This is a genomic window from Streptomyces sp. NPDC020801, from assembly GCF_044334385.1.
GTDB lineage: Bacteria > Actinomycetota > Actinomycetes > Streptomycetales > Streptomycetaceae > Streptomyces.
The window spans coordinates 93,867-111,782 of record NZ_JBIRST010000017.1 but is presented as its reverse complement, the minus strand read 5'-3'; the positions used below and the strand labels follow the sequence as shown (position 1 = coordinate 111,782).

General features: G+C 72.7%; 17 protein-coding genes. 13 read left to right on the top strand and 4 right to left on the bottom strand.

Annotated elements, in window-relative coordinates:
- Positions 1-239 precede the first annotated feature (239 nt).
- From ACH4UM_RS29820 to ACH4UM_RS29790, 7 genes are read left to right on the top strand one after another with little or no spacing between them, the layout of a single operon-like run.
- Entirely contained in the window at positions 240-1,373 is a 1,134-nt protein-coding gene (locus ACH4UM_RS29820; RefSeq protein ID WP_398186066.1) for a WD40 repeat domain-containing protein, read from the top strand.
- Entirely contained in the window at positions 1,370-2,224 is an 855-nt protein-coding gene (locus ACH4UM_RS29815) for a serine peptidase (RefSeq protein ID WP_398185854.1), read from the top strand. The genes ACH4UM_RS29820 and ACH4UM_RS29815 overlap by 4 nt, the downstream gene beginning before the upstream one ends.
- On the top strand, positions 2,221-4,233 hold the full coding sequence (locus ACH4UM_RS29810; protein ID WP_398185851.1) for a hypothetical protein: 2,013 nt from the start codon (positions 2,221-2,223) through the stop codon (positions 4,231-4,233). Before ACH4UM_RS29815 ends, ACH4UM_RS29810 begins: the two co-directional genes overlap by 4 nt.
- Positions 4,193-5,305, top strand: a complete 1,113-nt coding sequence (locus tag ACH4UM_RS29805) for a hypothetical protein (RefSeq protein WP_398185848.1) — start codon at positions 4,193-4,195, stop codon at positions 5,303-5,305. Before ACH4UM_RS29810 ends, ACH4UM_RS29805 begins: the two co-directional genes overlap by 41 nt.
- Positions 5,302-6,327 carry a hypothetical protein gene (locus ACH4UM_RS29800; RefSeq protein ID WP_398185845.1) on the top strand — a complete coding sequence of 342 codons (1,026 nt, stop codon included), beginning with the start codon at positions 5,302-5,304 and terminating at the stop codon, positions 6,325-6,327. The genes ACH4UM_RS29805 and ACH4UM_RS29800 overlap by 4 nt, the downstream gene beginning before the upstream one ends.
- A complete protein-coding gene (locus ACH4UM_RS29795) occupies positions 6,327-7,391 on the top strand; it encodes a questin oxidase family protein (RefSeq protein ID WP_398185842.1) in 1,065 nt (354 codons plus the stop codon). The genes ACH4UM_RS29800 and ACH4UM_RS29795 overlap by 1 nt, the downstream gene beginning before the upstream one ends.
- Positions 7,392-7,446: 55 nt before the next feature.
- The gene (locus ACH4UM_RS29790; RefSeq protein WP_398185839.1) at positions 7,447-8,169 is read left to right on the top strand and encodes an SDR family oxidoreductase; all 723 of its coding nucleotides are present in this window, start codon (positions 7,447-7,449) and stop codon (positions 8,167-8,169) included.
- 71 nt (positions 8,170-8,240) lie between these two features.
- Here the strand turns inward: ACH4UM_RS29790 and ACH4UM_RS29785 are convergent, their stop codons facing one another.
- Positions 8,241-8,990, bottom strand: coding sequence for an HAD family hydrolase (locus ACH4UM_RS29785; protein WP_398185836.1), 750 nt, complete (start codon positions 8,988-8,990; stop codon positions 8,241-8,243).
- A gap of 206 nt (positions 8,991-9,196) precedes the next feature.
- Between ACH4UM_RS29785 and ACH4UM_RS29780 the strand changes: the two genes are divergently transcribed.
- On the top strand, positions 9,197-9,511 hold the full coding sequence (locus ACH4UM_RS29780; protein ID WP_398185833.1) for a DUF5955 family protein: 315 nt from the start codon (positions 9,197-9,199) through the stop codon (positions 9,509-9,511).
- A gap of 87 nt (positions 9,512-9,598) precedes the next feature.
- Here the strand turns inward: ACH4UM_RS29780 and ACH4UM_RS29775 are convergent, their stop codons facing one another.
- Both ACH4UM_RS29775 and ACH4UM_RS29770 read right to left on the bottom strand, forming a co-directional pair.
- Positions 9,599-10,237: a response regulator gene (locus ACH4UM_RS29775; RefSeq protein ID WP_398185830.1), complete on the bottom strand. Its 639-nt coding sequence runs from the start codon at positions 10,235-10,237 to the stop codon at positions 9,599-9,601.
- On the bottom strand, positions 10,234-11,418 hold the full coding sequence (locus ACH4UM_RS29770; RefSeq protein WP_398185827.1) for a sensor histidine kinase: 1,185 nt from the start codon (positions 11,416-11,418) through the stop codon (positions 10,234-10,236). The genes ACH4UM_RS29775 and ACH4UM_RS29770 overlap by 4 nt, the downstream gene beginning before the upstream one ends.
- Positions 11,419-11,552: 134 nt before the next feature.
- Here ACH4UM_RS29770 and ACH4UM_RS29765 point away from each other — a divergent pair, with 134 nt between their 5' ends.
- Positions 11,553-12,587 (top strand): ABC transporter permease, encoded by a 1,035-nt coding sequence (locus ACH4UM_RS29765; protein ID WP_398185824.1) that lies wholly within the window; start codon positions 11,553-11,555, stop codon positions 12,585-12,587.
- On the top strand, positions 12,584-13,300 hold the full coding sequence (locus tag ACH4UM_RS29760) for an ABC transporter ATP-binding protein (protein ID WP_398185821.1): 717 nt from the start codon (positions 12,584-12,586) through the stop codon (positions 13,298-13,300). The genes ACH4UM_RS29765 and ACH4UM_RS29760 overlap by 4 nt, the downstream gene beginning before the upstream one ends.
- A 99-nt stretch (positions 13,301-13,399) precedes the next feature.
- Here the strand turns inward: ACH4UM_RS29760 and ACH4UM_RS29755 are convergent, their stop codons facing one another.
- A complete protein-coding gene (locus ACH4UM_RS29755) occupies positions 13,400-14,197 on the bottom strand; it encodes an IclR family transcriptional regulator (protein ID WP_398185818.1) in 798 nt (265 codons plus the stop codon).
- 235 nt (positions 14,198-14,432) lie between these two features.
- Here ACH4UM_RS29755 and allB point away from each other — a divergent pair, with 235 nt between their 5' ends.
- The 3 genes from allB to ACH4UM_RS29740 all read left to right on the top strand — a co-directional run bounded on the left by allB (position 14,433) and on the right by ACH4UM_RS29740 (position 17,892).
- The gene (gene allB, locus ACH4UM_RS29750; protein ID WP_398185815.1) at positions 14,433-15,773 is read left to right on the top strand and encodes an allantoinase AllB; all 1,341 of its coding nucleotides are present in this window, start codon (positions 14,433-14,435) and stop codon (positions 15,771-15,773) included.
- 51 nt (positions 15,774-15,824) lie between these two features.
- Positions 15,825-16,940, top strand: a complete 1,116-nt coding sequence (gene alc, locus ACH4UM_RS29745; protein WP_398185812.1) for an allantoicase — start codon at positions 15,825-15,827, stop codon at positions 16,938-16,940.
- A gap of 124 nt (positions 16,941-17,064) precedes the next feature.
- Positions 17,065-17,892 carry an AIM24 family protein gene (locus ACH4UM_RS29740; protein ID WP_398185810.1) on the top strand — a complete coding sequence of 276 codons (828 nt, stop codon included), beginning with the start codon at positions 17,065-17,067 and terminating at the stop codon, positions 17,890-17,892.
- Positions 17,893-17,916: the final 24 nt, after the last annotated feature.

Here is a 17,916-nt window from a genome sequence, read left to right as displayed (position 1 = left end):
ATGGGCCGGTGGTGGTGGGGGCTGCTGCGGGGGCTTTGCATGTGTGGGATGTGGTGCGGGGTGTGCGGGTGGGTTCGGTGGCTTTGGACGGGCCGGTGTCTGCTTTGACGTCGGTGGTTTTGGGGGATGGGCCGGTGGTGGTGGGGGCTGCTGCGGGGGCTTTGCATGTGTGGGATGTGGTGCGGGGTGTGCGGGTGGGTTCGGTGGCTTTGGACGGGCCGGTCTCCGCCTTGACGTCGGTGGTTTCGGGAGGCGGGCCGATCGTGGTGGGCGCGGCCGAGGACGGGCTGCGCACCTGGCACCTGCCCACCGGGGTCTCCACCGCGATCAAGGTGAACACCGTCGGCATCGATGCGCTGGTGGCGGCCTCCGACGACGCCCGGGGCATGGCCGTCGTCGCGGAACGGGACGGCGCCCTGCGGCAGTTCGAGCTCGACAGTGGTGCGGAGGCGGCGGCCCTGACCGGGCACCGGGCCGCCGTACGGCAGGTGGTGTGCGCCTCCATCGAGGGGCGGCCCTCGGTTCTCTCGGCGGGCCGGGACGGCACCGTGCGGCTGTGGGACTGGACGTCGGGCAGGCAGACGCGGGCCCTGCGCGTTCCGGCGGACTGCGTCAGAGCCCTGGACACCGTCATGCTCTCCGGCACCCTGGTCGCAGTGATCGGCGCAAGCGACGGGTCGGTGCGGTTGTGGGACCCGGGCTCCGGTACGCACAAGCTGCTCCGGGGCCGGCATCGTACTTCCGTGCGCGCGGTGGCCACGAGCGCGTTCGACGGCGGCGCGATGGCGGTGAGCGTCGGAGGCGACGGCTCGGTGCTCATGTGGGACCTGGTCCACGGGAACTGCCTTCCGGAACGCTTCGCGCACTCCGGGCCCGCTTGGTCCGTGGCCTGCGGGACGGTCGACGGGCGCCCGATCGCCGCGACGGCGGGCGGGGACGGAACGATCCGTACCTGGGACCTGCGGACCAGAGCCGAAACCGGAGGGCCGATCACTTCCGCGGGCACCGTGTGGGATCTCGCGCTGTCCGAGCTGGAGGGCCAGGCCGTCCTGGTGACGGCGGGCTTCGACAACACCGTCGGAGTCATCGACATGGGGCGGCGCCGGCAGCTCGGTGCGCTCGCCGGTCATCAGGACTCCGTCGACTCGATCGACGCGACCATTGCGGGTGGCCGCCTCATCGCCGTGAGCGGCAGCTGTGACGGCACGGTACGCGTGTGGGACGTCGGGCAGAGCCGGTGTCTGGGCCTGATCCGCCTGCCGGGGCCGGGCACGTCCGTCGCGGCGGGACCCGAAGGCTCGGTCGTGGTGGCATTCGACAACGAGGTGGCCGTGCTGGACAGCGGCTACGAGATCGGAGAGCGCGGGGCATGAGCGACATAGTGGGGGTCCACGGCGTCGGGAACTATGCGGCGGGACCCCATGAGGAGGTCGGCGACCGGCTGTCGTCCGAATGGGGCCGGCACCTCGCCGGGCTGGTCGACGGGGCCTCCCAGAAGCTGCGTGTTGCCTACTACGCGCCGTTCCTGCGCTCGGTCACGCCGCAGGGTCACGGCGACACCCTGGACCAACTGCCCGAGGACGTCCAGTCGATGGTGCGTGACTGGGCGATGTGCCTCGAGCCGGTGGACGAGCAGGCGGTGCAGGGACATCTCACTCTTCCCCTTCGCCTGGTCGTCGACCGCATAGCCAGGATCCGGTGCCTGAACGAGAGCGTGCTCAGGCCCTTCGTGGCCACCTTCTTCTGGGAAGTGGCCGCCTACCTGCGACCGGGTGACAACGAGGCCCGCACGAATGCCTGCGGGCACGTGGCCAGGACGATCTCCGAGGAACGTCCCGGAGTGGTCGTCGCACACTCGCTGGGGTCGGTCGTCGCCTACGAAGCGCTGTGGACGATTCCGGACGTCCCCATAGACCTGCTGCTCACCCTGGGCTCGCCCCTGGGCATGCCGCGCATAGTCTTCGACCGTCTCACTCCCTCTCCCGGAGCCCGTGGTCAGCGCCCGCCGGGCGTCCGCCGGTGGGTCAACATCGCCGATCCCGGTGACGTCGTCGCCGTACCGAGGCCGCTCGAGCCGCACTTCGATCTCGACCAGGACATCGAGACGGCCATCGGACTGCTCGACTTCCACACCGCGGCCGCGTATCTGACAGCCGCCCGGACGAGCGAGATCCTCGCGGCCTGTTTCCCCCTTGCCCCAGGGCGCGGCGGACATCAGGAATGAGTGAGGCGGAACTGCGCGCAGCACCCATGACGTTGGTCAGCTCACGGGCGGAAAGGATGGCGATGTCGGCCGGACCTGGTGCGAATTCCGCGGTGACTCCACCGGAGGCGGCAGTCACTTCACCGGAGGCGACGCTCTGGCGGACGCAGAGGAGACTGAGCGGCCACCTTTCCGCGGTCACCGCAGTGGACCCGGGCCCGGCACCGCACGTGCTGGTCACCGGCGGGTACGACGGGCATGTCATCCGCTGGGACACGGCCACGCAGGAAATAGTGTGGGCCGAGCGCTTCGCGGACCTGGTCAACGCCGTGGCGGTGGACCCCTCGGGCAGCCGGGTGGCGGTGGCGGTCGCCGACGGCTTCGCCTACGTGCTGGATCTCGCCTGCGGCATGGTCCTGGAGCGTCTCGGCCCGCACGGCGACGATGTGAACGACGTCTCCTGGGACCCCCGGGACGCGAACGTCCTGGCCGCGGTCTGCGACGCCAACGACACCGGGGTGTATTTCTGGCGTCACGGCTCCGGCGACCCGCCCACCGTGCTGGAAGGACACAAGCACGGTGTCTTCGCCGTCGCCCATTCCCCCTCCGGGAGGTATCTCGCCACGGCGTCGGAGGACTTGACGGTGCGTGTCTGGGAGACCTCGGACCTGAGGTCCTGCCAGGTGCTGCCGCACCCCGGAGACGTCGAGACCCTGGCCTGGTCCCCCGACGAGCGCCTCCTGGCCACCGGCTGCGACGACGGACGACTGCGGCTGTGGTCGTCCGCCGGCTGGGACGTGGCACGGACGATGCCCGAGGCAGGCGCGTCGGTACGCAAGGTCGGCTTCTCGCCCAGCGGGCTCATGGCCTTCGGAGCCTCGTACGACGGAGCCGTACGGATCTACGACATGTCGGCCATGAGCCTGCGGGCGACGGTTCGCCACGCCCTGCAGTGGGAGCGCTCGTGCGCGCTGCTCGACGACGACACCCTGGTCACGGGCTCCTTCGGCGGACGCGCCATTCTGCGCACCGTCTCGGACGCCGACGCCGACGCCGGGTGCGCCGGCGACGACGTGCCGGCCGGGCCCGCCTCGAACGACGAGGAGACCCACAGCATCAACGTGCTGGCGACCGGTCAGGAGGGACGCGTCTATGCCGGCCAGGACTGCGGGGCGGTGGGCGTGCTGGGTTCCCCGCCCTCGCACCGGCTGCCCACGCTGGTCTGCGCCCTGAGCCGGCTCGACAGCCGCGACGCCCTGATCGCCGGCGACTACCTGGGGCGCATCACGATCGTCCCGGATGCCGGTGAGCCCCGGCTGCTTGCCCGGTCTCCCGGCGGCCCGGTCAACGCCCTCGTGGCGCTGCCGGACGGCACCGTCGTCTCCGGCGGCTACGACGGCGTGCTGCGCCGATGGACCTGGGAGGGCGAGGAGGCCGAACGCGTCACCGCACACCACGGCCCCGTCAAGTCGCTCGCCTGGTGCCCGAGTTCGGCACTCCTCGTCGCCGGTTCCTCCGACAACACGCTCAGCGCCTGGGAGCCGGCCGGTGTCCTGACCGAGGCCGCGCGTTACGGCGCCGAGGACCTGGTGCTGGTCAACTCGGTCGCCGCTGCGGTCACCCGGCCTTGGGTGGCCGTGGCCTCCCGGGACCGGCACGTCCGCATCTGGAACCCGTCGGGGGGAACACTGCTGAAATTCCCGGCCGTTCACAGCAAGTCGGTCAAGGCCGTCGCCGTCTCTCCCGCCGGGGACGTCCTGGCGAGCGGCAGCTACGACAGCACCGTGTGCCTGTGGTACGTGGGCCCCGCCGGTGACCTGCTCGGCTGGCGGCAACTGATCTGGCACGCCAAACCCGGAGTCTCCTCCGTCCAGTCCCTGGCCGAGGGTTTCGTCAGCGCCGGCTGGGACGGCACGGCTGCCTTCTGGTCGAGCCAGGGGGCTCTCCTACGCGCCCACATCCCTGCCCGGAGCCCTCAGGAGGAGCGGTATGAGGACCCACCTGCCGGGAGCGTCGGCGGCCTGCGTTGAAGGGCTGTTGTCCTGCGTCACCCCCGCGGTTCTGCTCCGTTTCACCCACGGTCTCGCCGCGTTCCTCGACGACCTCGACCGGATCGAGCCGGCTCCGCCGCCCGGCGCGTACGACGCCCTGAGGAGCGTTCTCGACACGAGCAGAGCACTGACCGACGGCTCGGTGACGGCGGCGGGCGAGAAGGCGTCCGACGCCGACCACGACTACTCCGACTGGCACCGGCTGACCCGGTCGCTGTGGTTCAACTGGGCCGACGACGAGGCGGAGGTGTCGGGCGCCGCCCTCCCGCCGCGCGCCTGGTGCGCCACGCAGGTCTTCGCGCGGTCCGGCCCGCACGATCCGATCAAGGTGGCCGAGGTCGGCGCCGGTGTCGGCAGGCTGGCCCATGACGTGATGTCCATGCGCCCCCGGGGCCGGTTCTGGGTCGGTGACGCCTCGCTCGAGTCGCTGGTGCTCGGCGCGCTTCTGCACGGCGGAGCCGCACTGATGCTGCCCCGTCGCGTGTCGTTCGCCCGGAGCGCATCAGGCATCGACTGGTTCGAGTGCCGGGCACCGGGGAGCGCGGGACCGGTGCCGGTGCCTGGGACGGAGAAGGGGCCGGAGACGGTGCCTGGGACGGAGAAGGGGCCGGAGACGGGACCCGGACCCGGACCCGGACCCGGGCCCGAATCTGGACCAGGCCCGGGACCAGGGCCGGGACCAGAGCTGGGGCCAGGGCCGGGGCCGGTGGTGGTGTACCGGCAGGACTCCCTTCCTCCCGGCCGCGACTACGACTTCGTCATCGCCTGCAACAGCGTCAGCCTGTTCCCCGCACCGCTCGTCACGGTCGAGCGGCTGGCCGGGGCGCTGCGCCCGGGCGGCCATCTCGTCCTGACGGATCTCTATTCGTGGCGCGTGGAGACGCCCCTGCCGCGCCGCGTCGCGGGCCCCGGCCACGTGGCCGACGTGCTCCGGCGGACCGGATGTTCGATCCTTGCCCGGCAGGGCGGCATCCCCTACTCCGAGCACTGGGGGCACGAGCGGACGTACTGCTGGACGTCGCACGGACTGGTCGCCCGGCGGGACCGATGACGGCGCCGCCGCCGGTCGTGGTCGTCGGTTACCTGGCCGTGCTCAACCGGCTGCGCGTCGCGCGACTGCCGCGGGGCGACGGAGACGGCGAGGTGTGCCGCCCGCTGACGTCCACCCTCACGTGTGACGCGCCGCTGGTGGCAGCTCACTTGAACTGCTTGGGTGTGCGCGCCGGACACGTCCTCTCCCACCCGGGCAGGCGGCCCCTCGACGCCCTCCCGCTCACGCTGCTGCCCCGTTGGTCGGATCCGGTCCGTGTCGGACCGTGGCGTGGTGATCCCACGGAGATCGAGATCAGCACCGACGACGGCCGGCGGGTGTGGTTCAACTGCCCGGCGCCCGGCGTCGCGTCGCTGCGCGACTGCGGTGCCGGCAGCCCCCTTCCCATCGCAGGGAGCGTCGTCTATCTGGACGCCTACCCCTGGCTCGCCTCCGCCTGCCTGGACATCGTGAGCGCGGCAGGGCCCGTCGGCACGGTGGTGGTGAACCTCGGGCGCACCGGCGCGCACGCGGCCCGGGAACGGGTCACCGCCTGCCGGCGTGGCCTGCCGGCGGCCCGTGTCCTGCCCCAGGTCTGCATCCCGGACCTGTGCTCGCGGGGATCGAGACGAGCGGCCTTCCGCGAGGTCTGTGAGGGGACGGGGTGCCCGCTGGCCCTGATCACCTCCGGCGGGGAAGGCCTCGGCCTGGGCGGGTCCGGGCGGCACCACTGGTGGACGCCGCCGCCCGAGGCCCGGGCCACGGATACCAGCGGTGCGGGAGCCGCGGTGTCGGCAGCGCTCCTGAGCCACATCCTGGAGCACGGCATGCGCTGGACCGAGGACACCGTGCGCGACCTCGGGGAAACCGGCCTGCGGCAGTGCGGAGTCGAAGGAGCGCTGCCGCCCGCCGCGCAGGCCGAGTGGAACCGGCATGAGCGGCGTATCGGCCGTGATATGTCTGCTCTCGGCGAGCTGGGAACGATCTCGGCGAGCTTCCCCGAAAATCCATCACCCGATGACAACGGCATCAAGGGGTACTGATGCAAGCCGGATTGGAAACCTCCCTCGAAGCTCTCGAGATGCTGCGCGACACCGGCTGCGAATTCGAGGGCTATCTGTCGAACCACGGCCCGATGGCTTCCGACGCCCTGATCGCCATGGGATACGACTGCGCGGTCGTCCCCTGGGTGGACGCGTACCGCCGGCGACTGGACGCCCCGGCTTCCGCCACCCGGCGCATCGGCACGAGTGAGCAGGAGTGGCGCTGCGCACTGGGCGACGTACGCAGGGTCGAGGACTGGATCGACTTCTTCCGGCGCGAACTGGACGAGCGGCCGTGGGAGGAGGTTCTGGTCCTGTGGTGGCCCCGGCTGGCCCCGGGTATCGCCGCGGCCGCCGCGCACGGCATCATCCGCACCGCTCACGCGGTCCGGGCCCTCGGCCGGTCGGCGGAGCCGCTCCCGCCGCTGCTGGACGAGCTGGCGCGTGGCCTGGGGTACTGGGCCTGCCGGTATCACGCGTTCCCCGACCAGCTGACCCACTACGGTTCACGCCCGGTCGACGAGGCGGTCGAGGCGCTGCCGCGGCTCGCGCGCGACGTGCCCGCCGAAGGCCCGGGGATCATGGGCCGCATGGTCCCGGCCATGACCCTCCCTCACCTGACGGACGTGTGCGCCGAGGTGCGCCTGTCCGACGGCGAGGTGGAGCGGGCGCTCGGCGAACTCACCTCCGCCGCGGCCCGTGTGTTCGTGCGTCAGCCCAAGGCCCCCATCCCGCTCGTCCACGCGCTGACCGCGCCCGCCGCACTGCGCTTCGTCCTGCCCCATCTGCCCGAGGCCTTCCACCGGCAGGCGTTCGCGGCGGTCTGGCAGCTCTCCGCGGTCATCGTCGCGGCGTTCGACCATCCGACCACGCGCCTCCCGCTGCCGGGTCCCGACACGCCCCTGCTCTCTCCGGACGAGCTGGCCGGGCGGGCGGCGGAGCACGGCGACGAGCACGTGATCAAGATGACCGAGGCGTGCATCCGGGAGAACTCGCGGCACGCCGTCCCCTACTATCTACACGCCGCCGGAGCAGCACTTGAGCGTATCGAACCGCTGACGTGACGTACGAGCACTGTGGCGAGGCCGTGCCCTGCGCCGGCCGTACTGCCTGGCGGACGTGTCAAGCGCGAGCCGCGTCAGGAGAGGACCTACTGTGAGACACTTAAACGCCCTGGTGACTGGTGGGGGCAGTGGAACCGGGCGTGAGGTGGCCAAACGCCTGACCGCCCAGGGCGTGCACGTCACGGTGTGGGGGCGGTCGGAGGACCGGGTCCGCGCGGTGGTGGACGGTGGCGAGGCCGCCGCCTGGCGCGCGGTGGACGTAGCCGACCCGGACGGCGTCGGCGCCGGGGTCGAGGCACTCCGGACGGAGCGGGGCGATGTCAGCCTGGTCGTCCACTGCGCCGGCATCTGGACGGCCGGTTCGCTCGGTGAGCTGGACGTCTCCGTCATCCGTCAGCACATCGACGCCATCGTGCTGGGCAGCGTTCTGATCGCCCGTTCCGCCAGGACGCTGATCGGTTCGGAACCCGGCCAGTTCATCCATGTGGCCGCCGCTTCCGCCAAGCCGGGCTTCCCGGACACGGCCCTCAACACCCTCGCCAAACGTGCTCAGGACGGACTGCACGAGGGACTTACACGGGAGTTCCGCGGCAGCGAACTGCGCATCACCGCCGTCTATCCCGATTCCGTCGGCGAGGCGGGAAGCAGCAGTGTCGCCGCCGGAAACGCGATGACCTACGGCGACGTCGCCGATGCCATCGTGTACGCCAGTTCGTGCTCGCCCACGGTCGTCCCGTCCGAGATCGTGCTGACCGCCAGGAACACCGGCCGCTGGTAGCAGGTGGGTTCGGCCGAGTGCCGCGGACGGCCGGCGGCTCCGTTGCCGTCCGTGGCGCACTCGGGAAGCCTCTAAGGGCCAACCACGCGCGCACCGGCGGGAGCCGGCTGCGTGCTCCGCACGGCAGTGCCCTCGTCGCCGAGAAGTGACGGAACCACAGACAGCGAGTCGATGGACGGTCCGGCCCAGTCGTCCTCGCGCATCACCACGTCGTTCTCGGCCCAGTCGGGGGCACGCAGCATCACCGCCGTCATGCCGCTCGCGAGGGCACCGCTGAGCTCCCTGCTCCCGCCGTCACCTATGTACAGGCAGCTTCCGGGGTCCACCCCGAGGTTCCGGGCGACGAGGTGGAACAGCTCCGGATCGGGCTTCCGGAGCCCCGCCTCGCACGAGAACACGGCATCATCCACGGCCGGGGCCAGCGGCAGGGCACCCCAGTACTCGGCCAACTCGGCGCTGCAGTCACTGAGGACGCCGACCCTGCGCCCCAGGCCCCGCACCGCTTCCAGGGCCGGCAGCGTTTCCGCTCTCAGGACGAACAGCTCCCTCTGCGCACTGCGCCGGGCCGCGCACGCGGCGGCCAGAGCGGCTGGGGCGGGATCGACGCCGCAGCGGCGGGCGAGAGTGCGCACCGTGTCCTCCACCCCGCCCAGGGCTCCCACGATGCGCTCGGGGAACGACTCGTCCCACGCCTTGCACCACATCGCGGCGGGAATGCCCAGGGGTTGCGCGCTGCGCCCGGCCTGCTCGACCCAGACGGGAGCGGGGATACTGGGCGTCAAGGTCCCGTAGAAGTCGAAGATCACAGCGGAATGGGGCATGGCGGCGACCTTAGCCGTCCGCCGGGCGGGAAGCGAAGGCACCGGCGGTCCCCACTGGTTCGAAGAGGACTGAATTTCGGTCCGTACGGTGGCGCAGCCCGGGCTCGTTGGCGTTTACTGGCCCGCATCCCCGTGCCCTACCCGCTCCACGGGGATGTCCGGCGAGACACGGAGTCTGCGCACGAGGAAGTGCGAGGGGGAGGGCTGTGTTGCGGAGCTTGGAGCAGAGGCCAGTGACCGGCAGCGGCGAGGACCCGAGGGTGGCGGAACTGCGCGCCGCCGTCTCCCGGTTGCGCCGCGAACTCGCCACTCACCCCGTGGAGTTCCCCGACCGGGCGATAGCCGAGGACGAACTCGCCGCGCTCGCCGCGATGGCCACCCACGGCAGCCCCGAGATCCCGCGGCTGCGCCGTTCCCTGCTGCTGATCGCCGGATCGATAGGCTCGGTCAGCGCCTTGGCACGCGGCCTGTCGAAGGTCCGGGCCGCGGTGGACCTGTTCGGGGAGCCGTCCGGCCACTGACAGCGGGCCGTAGCGGGCGTTCGCCGGTGTCGGCGCGGGCTTCGCCGGTGTCGGGGCGTTCGCCGGTGTCGGTAGGGGCGTTGTGGATCACGGCCTGCGACGGCGTACGAGCCCCTGCTCGGTGGCCGCCGCCACCGCCGCCGTGCGCGACTCCACGCCCAACTTGGCGTAGATGTGCACGAGATGGGACTTCACCGTGGCCTGACTGAGGAACAGGCGCTTGCTGATCTCCAGGTTGGACAGGCCGTCCTGGACCAGTTCCAGTACCTCCAGTTCACGGCGGCTGAGCGCGGCCGCGGGTGTGCGCATCCGGTCCATCAGACGGTGGGCGACCGCGGGGGCGAGGGCCGAGCGGCCGGAGGCGGCGGTGCGGACCGCGGCGGCCAGTTCCTGGGGCGGGGCGTCCTTCAGGAGGTAGCCCGCCGCGCCCGCCTCCACCGCGGCGAGGATGTCCGCGTCGGTGTCGTACGTGGTCAGCACCAGCACGCGTGGAGCACCCGGCCGGGCGGTGATCGCCGCCGTCGCCTCCGCGCCGTGCGCGCCGCCCGGACCGAACTGCAGGTCCATCAGCACCACGTCGACCCCGCCCGCGGCGGCCAGCTCCACCGCGCGCTCGGCCGTCGGTGCCTCCCCGGCGATCTCGAAGTCGGGCTCGGCGGACAGCACGGCCTTCAGGCCCGCGCGGACCACGGGGTGGTCGTCCGCCAGCAGCAGCCGGATCGTCATGTGCCGCCCCCGGCGTCCGGGTAGGGCAGGGTGACCGCCACCGCCGTGCCCTGGCCCGGCGCCGACTCCACCGCGAAGGTCCCGCCCAGCGCCTCGGCGCGCGAGCGCATCGCGGGCAGCCCGAAACCGCCGTCCACCGCACTCCCGGGACCCACGGTGGCCGGTACGGCGCCGGGCACGAAGCCGATCCCGTCGTCGACCACGTCGAGCGCCACCGCCGTGTCCATGAAGCTCAGGGTGATCTCCGCACGGCCGGCGTGGGCGTGCCGCAGCGTGTTGCCGAGCGCGGACTGGGCGATCCTGAGCAGCGCCACCTCGTAGGGGGTCGGCAGCTCGGCCGGGGTGCCGCTCACCGTGAAGCGGACCACGGGCGGGGCCGCCGCGCCCGCACAGAGCCGTTCCAGGGCGCCGGCCAACGAGCCGCGCTCCAGGTCCGGCGGGGTGAGGGCGTGCACGAAGCGGCGGGCCTCGGCCAGGTTGTCCTGGGCGGTGGCGCGGGCCTGCTCGATGTGCGCGGCGGCCGGGGAGCCGTCCGGCAGCGCGCGCTGGGCCGCGCGCAGCAGCAGCTGGATGCTCGACAGGCCCTGGGCGAGCGTGTCGTGGATCTCCCGGGCCAGCCGCTCCCGCTCGGCGAGCGTGCCCGCCGTGCGCTCGGCGCCGGCCAGCTCGGCACGGGTGGCCACCAGTTCCTCGATCAGCTCGCGGCGCCGCTCGCTCTCGCGGTACAGCGCCTCGTAGCCGAGGACCGTGGCGACGGCGACCGCCGCGCCGAGCAGCGGACCGATGAACGCCCCCGGGGTGACCCGTTCCCCGTGGCCGATGAAACCGGCGATGGCGGCCGCCGCGGTGGCGGCGACGGCGGGCAGGCCCCAGCGCACCGGCAGCAGGTGCAGTTGCAGGAAGTACAGCGGGAAAGCGGCCCACAGGGCGTCAGGGGAAAGCGCGAGCAGCACCAGCCAGGACCCGCTGAGCGCCGTCAGCCACACCGCGGCCCCGCGCCGGGAGCGGTGCACGGCCGGGCTGAGCGCGCCCCAGGCGAACACCGCGCCCGTGCCGAGCGCCGCGGCCACCGTGGCGGGACCGTCCGCCCGCGCCGCGGCGAGCGCGAGCAGGCCCGCGAACAGCGCATACAGGCACAGGCGCAGGGTGACGACGACGGGGGAGTGCGGGCGGACGTCCATGACCGCTCCAGGGTAAGCGGGCCGGGTCCGGTGCCGGTCAACCGAAAGTTGGAAAGGCGGCTGCCTCCTTCGATCCGTGCGAAGCGTGCCGCGGCGCGATGCCCGGCGGGGGCCGCCGCAGGCAGGGTTGAGCCATGTTCGTCGCATGGAGAGACCTCAGGTTCGCCAAGGGGCGGTTCGCCCTCATGGGGACCGTGGTCGTACTGATCACCCTGCTCGTGGGGCTGCTGTCCGGGCTGACCGCCGGGCTGGCCGAGGAGAACACCTCGGCGGTCAAGGGCCTGCCCGCCGACCACCTGGCCTTCGCCGCGCCACCCGGCGGCCGGCCGGTGTCGTTCACCGACTCCTCGCTGCCGGCCGCCGCCGTGGAGCGGTGGGCGCGGCGGGTCCCGTACGCGGAGCCGGTGGCGATCCGCACGCTGGACGCGGCCGCCGGCAAGCGCACGGCGGCGGTGTCGGTGTTCGCCGTACGGCCCGGCTCCGGCATCGCACCCGGCGGCGTCGCACCCGGCCGGGCCGTGCTCTCCGCCAGGGCGGCGTCCGGGCTCGGCGTCACGGCCGGGGACCGGGTGCGGCTCGGCTCCGCCTCGTGGACCGTGGCGGCCGTCGCGGGCGGGGCCTCCTACAGCCATACGCCCGTGGTGTGGACGGCGTGGGACGGCGGCCGGGCGACCGTGATCGCGCTGCGCACCCGCGGCGCCGACCTCACCGCCGGGGACCGGGCCGCCGGCACGCGGACCCTCGCCAAGGGCGACGCGCTGACCGCGATCGGTTCCTACCGGGCGGAGAACGGCTCGCTGCAGCTGATGCGCGGTTTCCTCTTCGCCATCTCCGCGCTGGTCATCGGCGCGTTCTTCACGGTGTGGACGATCCAGCGGTCTCCCGACATCGCCGTCCTGAAGGCCCTCGGGGCCTCCACCCGGTATCTGCTGCGCGACGCGCTGGGGCAGGCCGTGGTGATGCTCGCCGCCGGGACGCTCCTCGGCACCGGGCTGGCGGGCCTGGCCGGCGCCCTGGTGCGGGGCGGCGCGGTGCCCTTCGTCCTCGATCCGCCGACCGTCCTGCTGCCCGCCGGGGTGACGATCGCCCTCGGTGTGCTCGGTGCCGGACTGTCCGTGCGACGGATCACCGCGGTCGACCCGCTGACCGCGCTGGGAGGCGTGCGATGAGCCTGACCCTCGACGACATCACCCTGACCTACCCGGACGGCGACGGCAGGCTGACCGCCCTGGACCGGGTGCGGCTGGAGGTGCCCGCGGGCACGGTCACGGCGGTGGTCGGGCCGTCCGGCTCGGGCAAGTCCAGCCTTCTCGCGGTGGCCGCGACACTGATCACGCCGGACAGCGGACGGGTGTACGTGGACGGCACCGAGACCGGGGGGCTGAGCGCCGCCGAGCGGGCCGTGCTGCGGCGGCGCGGCATCGGCATCGTGTTCCAGCAGCCGAACCTGCTGCCGTCGCTGACGGCGGCGGAGCAGCTGGAGGTGATGGCCCGCCTGGACGGACGCCGGGCGGCGGCGGGCCGGGTACGGGAAGTGCTGGCCGCGGTCGGCCTCGCCGACCGGGCGCACCGGCGCCCGCACCAGCTCTCCGGCGGTCAGAGGCAGCGGGTGAACATCGCCCGTGCGCTGATGAACGAGCCGTCCGTACTCCTGGTCGACGAACCCACCAGCGCCCTGGACCACGAACGGGGTGCGGCCGTCCTGGACCTCCTGGCCCGCCTCACCCGCGACCGCGGCACGGCCACCGTCCTGGTCACCCACGACCGCACCCACCTGCACGAGGCGGACGCGGTACACGAGATGAGGGACGGGCGACTGACGGCACTGACCGGTGGGGTACGGGCGGTTGAGGCCAGGGATCGGTGGGGTGCGGGCGGTTGAGGCCAGGGACCGGCGGGGGCCGATCGGCTGAGGCCAGGGACCGGTGGGAGACGGCCCGCTGACGGTACGGACCGGTCGGGACGGCCGGCGACGGCCGGCTCAGGCCGCCGGACCTGCGCTGGTCAGGGCCTGGGAGAGTTCCGCCGCCACCTGCTGCAGGACCGGCACGATCCGTTCCTTGGCGGCCTCCGTGACCCGGCCCGCCGGGCCGGAGATGGAGATCGCGGCGGCGGTGGGGGACTCGGGCACGGTGACCGCGAGGCAGCGGACCCCTATCTCCTGCTCGTTGTCGTCCATGGCGTAACCGAGCCGGCGCACGTCCTGAAGGGCCGCCAGGAAGCCCTCCGGAGTGGTGATCGTCTTGTCCGTGGTGGCGGGCATGCCGGTCCGGGCGAGGAGGGCACGCACCTCGTCGTCGGGGGTGTGGGCGAGCAGCGCCTTGCCCACACCCGTGGAGTGCGGCAGGACGCGGCGGCCGACCTCGGTGAACATCCGCATGGAGTGCTTGGAGGGCACCTGCGCCACGTACACGATCTCGTCGCCGTCGAGCAGCGCCATGTTCGCAGTCTCGCCGGTCTCCTCGACCAGACGGGCGAGGTAGGGGCGGGCCCAGGTCCCCAGCAGCCGGGAGGCGGACTCACCGAGGCGGATCAGCCGGGGACCGAGCGCATAGCGGCGGTTGGGCTGCTGACGGACGTATCCGCAGGCCACGAGTGTGCGCATCAGGCGGTGGATGGTCGGCAGCGGCAGTCCGCTGGTCGCGGAGAGCTCGCTCAGGCCCACCTCGCCGCCCGCGTCCGCCATCCGCTCGAGCAGATCGAAGGCGCGCTCGAGGGACTGGACCCCACCGCCGGCGGACCTGGCGGAGTCGGTGGTGCTGGCGCTGGACGTCGGCACGGCGCGTTCCTTTCGGGGCTTGCAGGAAGGGCCAAAGCCTACCCGGGGGACGTTGACTGCCTGCCTGTGCGGAACTACGTTCTGTCTGTTGGAATTATAATTCCGCTTTGCGGAAACGTCCAGAGCGCGCGCATCGGGCCGCCGTACGGCAGTGTGCCCCTTGACGGGGCGGGAGCGGGAGTGAAAACTTCTTCAACAGAATGTTGAATCCGGAGGAAGCTGGAGAGGGGCCCGGGTGTCCGACGCTGAACTGGTGCTGCGCTCGACGCGCGTGATCACGCCCGGGGGGATGCGCGCCGCGTCGGTCGTGGTCGCCCACGGCGCGATCAGCGCCGTACTGCCCCACGACGCCGAGATCCCCGCCGGCGCCCGCCTGGAGGACCTCGGTGACGACGTCCTGCTGCCCGGCCTGGTCGACACCCACGTGCACGTCAACGACCCCGGCCGCACCGAGTGGGAGGGCTTCTGGACCGCCACGCGCGCGGCGGCGGCCGGCGGCATCACCACCCTGGTCGACATGCCGCTCAACTCCCTCCCGCCCACCACGACGGTCGAGCACCTGCGCGTCAAGCAGGACGTGGCCCGCGACAAGGCGCACATCGACGTCGGCTTCTGGGGCGGCGCCCTGCCCGGCAACGTCAAGGACCTGCGCCCGCTGCACGACGCCGGTGTCTTCGGCTTCAAGGCGTTCCTGTCGCCCTCGGGCGTGGACGAGTTCCCGCACCTGACCCAGGACCGGCTCGCCCGGTCGCTCGCCGAGATCGCCGGCTTCGGCGGCCTGCTGATCGTGCACGCCGAGGACCCGCACCACCTCGCCGCCGCCCCGCAGCACGGCGGCCCCAGGTACGCCGACTTCCTCGCCTCCCGCCCGCGCGACGCCGAGGACACCGCCATCGCCGACCTGATCGCGCAGGCGCGGCGCCTCGACGCGCGCGTGCACGTGCTCCACCTGTCCTCCGGCGACGCCCTGCCGCTGATCGCCGAAGCCCGCGCGCAGGGCGTACGGATCACCGTCGAGACGTGCCCGCACTACCTCACCCTGACCGCCGAGGAAGTCCCGGACGGCGCCAGCGAGTTCAAGTGCTGCCCGCCGATCCGCGAGGCCGCCAACCAGGACCTGCTGTGGCAGGCCCTGGCCGACGGCACCATCGACTGCGTGGTCACCGACCACTCGCCCTCCACCGCCGACCTCAAGACCGCCGACTTCGCCACCGCCTGGGGCGGCATCTCCGGACTCCAGCTGAGCCTTCCGGCCGTGTGGACCGAGGCCCGCAGGCGAGGCCACGGCCTGCAGGACGTGGTCCGCTGGATGTCGGCGCGGACGGCGCGCCTGGCCGGACTCGACGCGCGCAAGGGCGCCATCGAGCCCGGCCGCGACGCCGACTTCGCCGTGCTCGCGCCCGAGGAGACCTTCACCGTCGACCCGGCCGCCCTGCAGCACCGCAACCACGTCACCGCCTACGCGGGCCGGACCCTGCACGGCGTGGTGAAGTCCACCTGGCTGCGCGGCGAACGCATCTTCGCGGGCGGCGAGTTCACCGAACCGAAGGGCCGGCTGCTGCCCCGGCCCCACTGAACCCACCCTCCACGCGTATCCGCCGACCACCGAAAGGAAGACCTGATCACCGTGACGGCGATTCCCCCCTTCACCGGCGACGCGAACCCCTACGGAGGCGGTGACCCGTACGCGGACTACCGCACCGCCGTCTTCCCCTTCACCCAGGCCGCCAACCTCGCCGACCGCCGGCTCGGCGCCGGTGTCATCGCCGCCAACGACGAGTTCTTCGCCGAGCGCGAGAACCTGCTGGTGCCCGAGCGGGCCGAGTTCGACCCCGAGCACTTCGGGCACAAGGGCAAGGTCATGGACGGCTGGGAGACCCGGCGCCGTCGCGGCGCCTCGGCCGGCCACCCCTGGCCCACCGAGGACGACCACGACTGGGCGCTGATCCGGCTCGGCGCGCCCGGCGTCGTCCGCGGCGTCCTCGTGGACACCGCGCACTTCCGCGGAAACTACCCGCAGGCGGTGTCCGTCGAGGGCACCTGCGTCCCGGGCTCCCCGTCCCCGGCGCAACTCCTCGCCGACGACGTCAAGTGGACGGCGCTCCTCCCGCGCACCCCGGTCGGCGGCCACGCGGCCAACGGATTCGAGGTGGACGTCGAGCAGCGCTTCACGCACCTGCGCGTCAACCAGCACCCCGACGGGGGCATCGCGCGGCTGCGCGTGTACGGCGAGGTCGTGCCCGACCCCGAGTGGCTGGCCGTGCTCGGCACCTTCGACGTGGTCGCCCTGGAGAACGGCGGCCGGGTGGAGGACGCCTCCGACCTCTTCTACTCGCCCGCCACCAACACCATCCAGCCGGGCCGCTCCCGCAAGATGGACGACGGCTGGGAGACCCGTCGCCGCCGCGACCGGGGCAACGACTGGATCCGCTACCGGCTGGTCGCGCAGTCCCGGATCCGCGCCGTCGAGATCGACACGGCCTGCCTCAAGGGCAACAGCGCCGGCTGGGCGTCGGTCTCCGTCAGGGACGGCGCGGAGGGAGAGTGGACCGAGATCCTGCCGCGCACCCGCCTGCAGCCCGACACCGACCACCGCTTCGTGCTGCCCGCGCCCGCCGTCGGCACGCACGCGCGCGTGGACATCTTCCCGGACGGAGGCATCTCGCGTCTGCGCCTGTTCGGCTCACTGACGCAGGAGGGCGCCTCCGGCCTCGAGGCCCGGCACCAGGAACTGGGCGGCTGAGCCGTCCGGCGCACCGGGTCACCCCTCCGCGCCGCCCGGACCCAAGGAGCGAACGGACGGGGATTTCGCACGGCCGGGCGGCAGGCCCCGGAACTCTTCGGTCCACCTCCCGCGTTGTGTCGTCGTGACCCTTCGGCAAGAAATCGTCGGCAACGCCATGCAGATGGCGGTCGTCAACCTGCAACCCGGCCAGACCGTCTACTGCGAGGCCGGGAAGTTCCTGTTCAAGACGGCGAACGTGACCATGGAGACGCGCCTGTCCGGGCCGTCCGGCAACGGCGGGCAACAGGCCCAGGGCGGCGGGGGCGGCGGGGGCGGCGGCATGGGCGGCCTGCTGCGCCAGGCCATGGGCACGGCCATGCAGGTCGGCCAACGCGCCCTGGCGGGGGAGTCGCTGGCGTTCCAGTACTTCACGTCCCAGGGCGGCGAGGGCACCGTGGGCTTCGCGGGCGTGCTGCCCGGTGAGATGCGCGCGCTGGAACTGGACGGCACGCGCGCGTGGTTCGCGGAGAAGGACGCCTTCGTGGCCGCCGAGTCCACCGTGGGTTTCGGCATCGCCTTCGCCGGCGGCCGCACCGGCATGAGCGGCGGCGAGGGATTCGTCCTGGAGAAGTTCACCGGGTACGGCACGGTGATCATTGCGGGCGCCGGCAACTTCATCGACCTCAACCCGGCGGACTTCGGCGGCCGCATCGAGGTCGACACCGGCTGTGTCGTCGCCTTCGAGGAGGGCATCGAGTACGGCGTCCAGCGCGTCGGCGGGCTCAACCGCCAGGGGATCATGAACGCCGTCTTCGGCGGCGAGGGCCTGTCCCTGGCGACCCTGGAGGGCAACGGGCGGGTCATCCTGCAGTCCCTCACCATCGAGAGCCTCGCCAACGCCCTGAAGAAGGCCCAGGGCGGCGACAAGCAGGGGCCGGCCGGAGGCCTGTTCTCGACCCACGCCGGATGAGGTCGCCGGGCGGCCGATGAGTTG

Coding starts and splice junctions, on each gene's coding strand:
- ACH4UM_RS29815 (WP_398185854.1), top strand. CDS start 1,370: ATGAGCGACATAGTGGGGGTCCACGGCGTCGGGAACTATGCGGCGGGA.
- ACH4UM_RS29810 (WP_398185851.1), top strand. CDS start 2,221: ATGAGTGAGGCGGAACTGCGCGCAGCACCCATGACGTTGGTCAGCTCA.
- ACH4UM_RS29805 (WP_398185848.1), top strand. CDS start 4,193: ATGAGGACCCACCTGCCGGGAGCGTCGGCGGCCTGCGTTGAAGGGCTG.
- ACH4UM_RS29800 (WP_398185845.1), top strand. CDS start 5,302: ATGACGGCGCCGCCGCCGGTCGTGGTCGTCGGTTACCTGGCCGTGCTC.
- ACH4UM_RS29795 (WP_398185842.1), top strand. CDS start 6,327: ATGCAAGCCGGATTGGAAACCTCCCTCGAAGCTCTCGAGATGCTGCGC.
- ACH4UM_RS29785 (WP_398185836.1), bottom strand. CDS start 8,990: ATGCCCCATTCCGCTGTGATCTTCGACTTCTACGGGACCTTGACGCCC.
- ACH4UM_RS29775 (WP_398185830.1), bottom strand. CDS start 10,237: ATGACGATCCGGCTGCTGCTGGCGGACGACCACCCCGTGGTCCGCGCG.
- ACH4UM_RS29770 (WP_398185827.1), bottom strand. CDS start 11,418: ATGGACGTCCGCCCGCACTCCCCCGTCGTCGTCACCCTGCGCCTGTGC.
- ACH4UM_RS29765 (WP_398185824.1), top strand. CDS start 11,553: ATGTTCGTCGCATGGAGAGACCTCAGGTTCGCCAAGGGGCGGTTCGCC.
- ACH4UM_RS29760 (WP_398185821.1), top strand. CDS start 12,584: ATGAGCCTGACCCTCGACGACATCACCCTGACCTACCCGGACGGCGAC.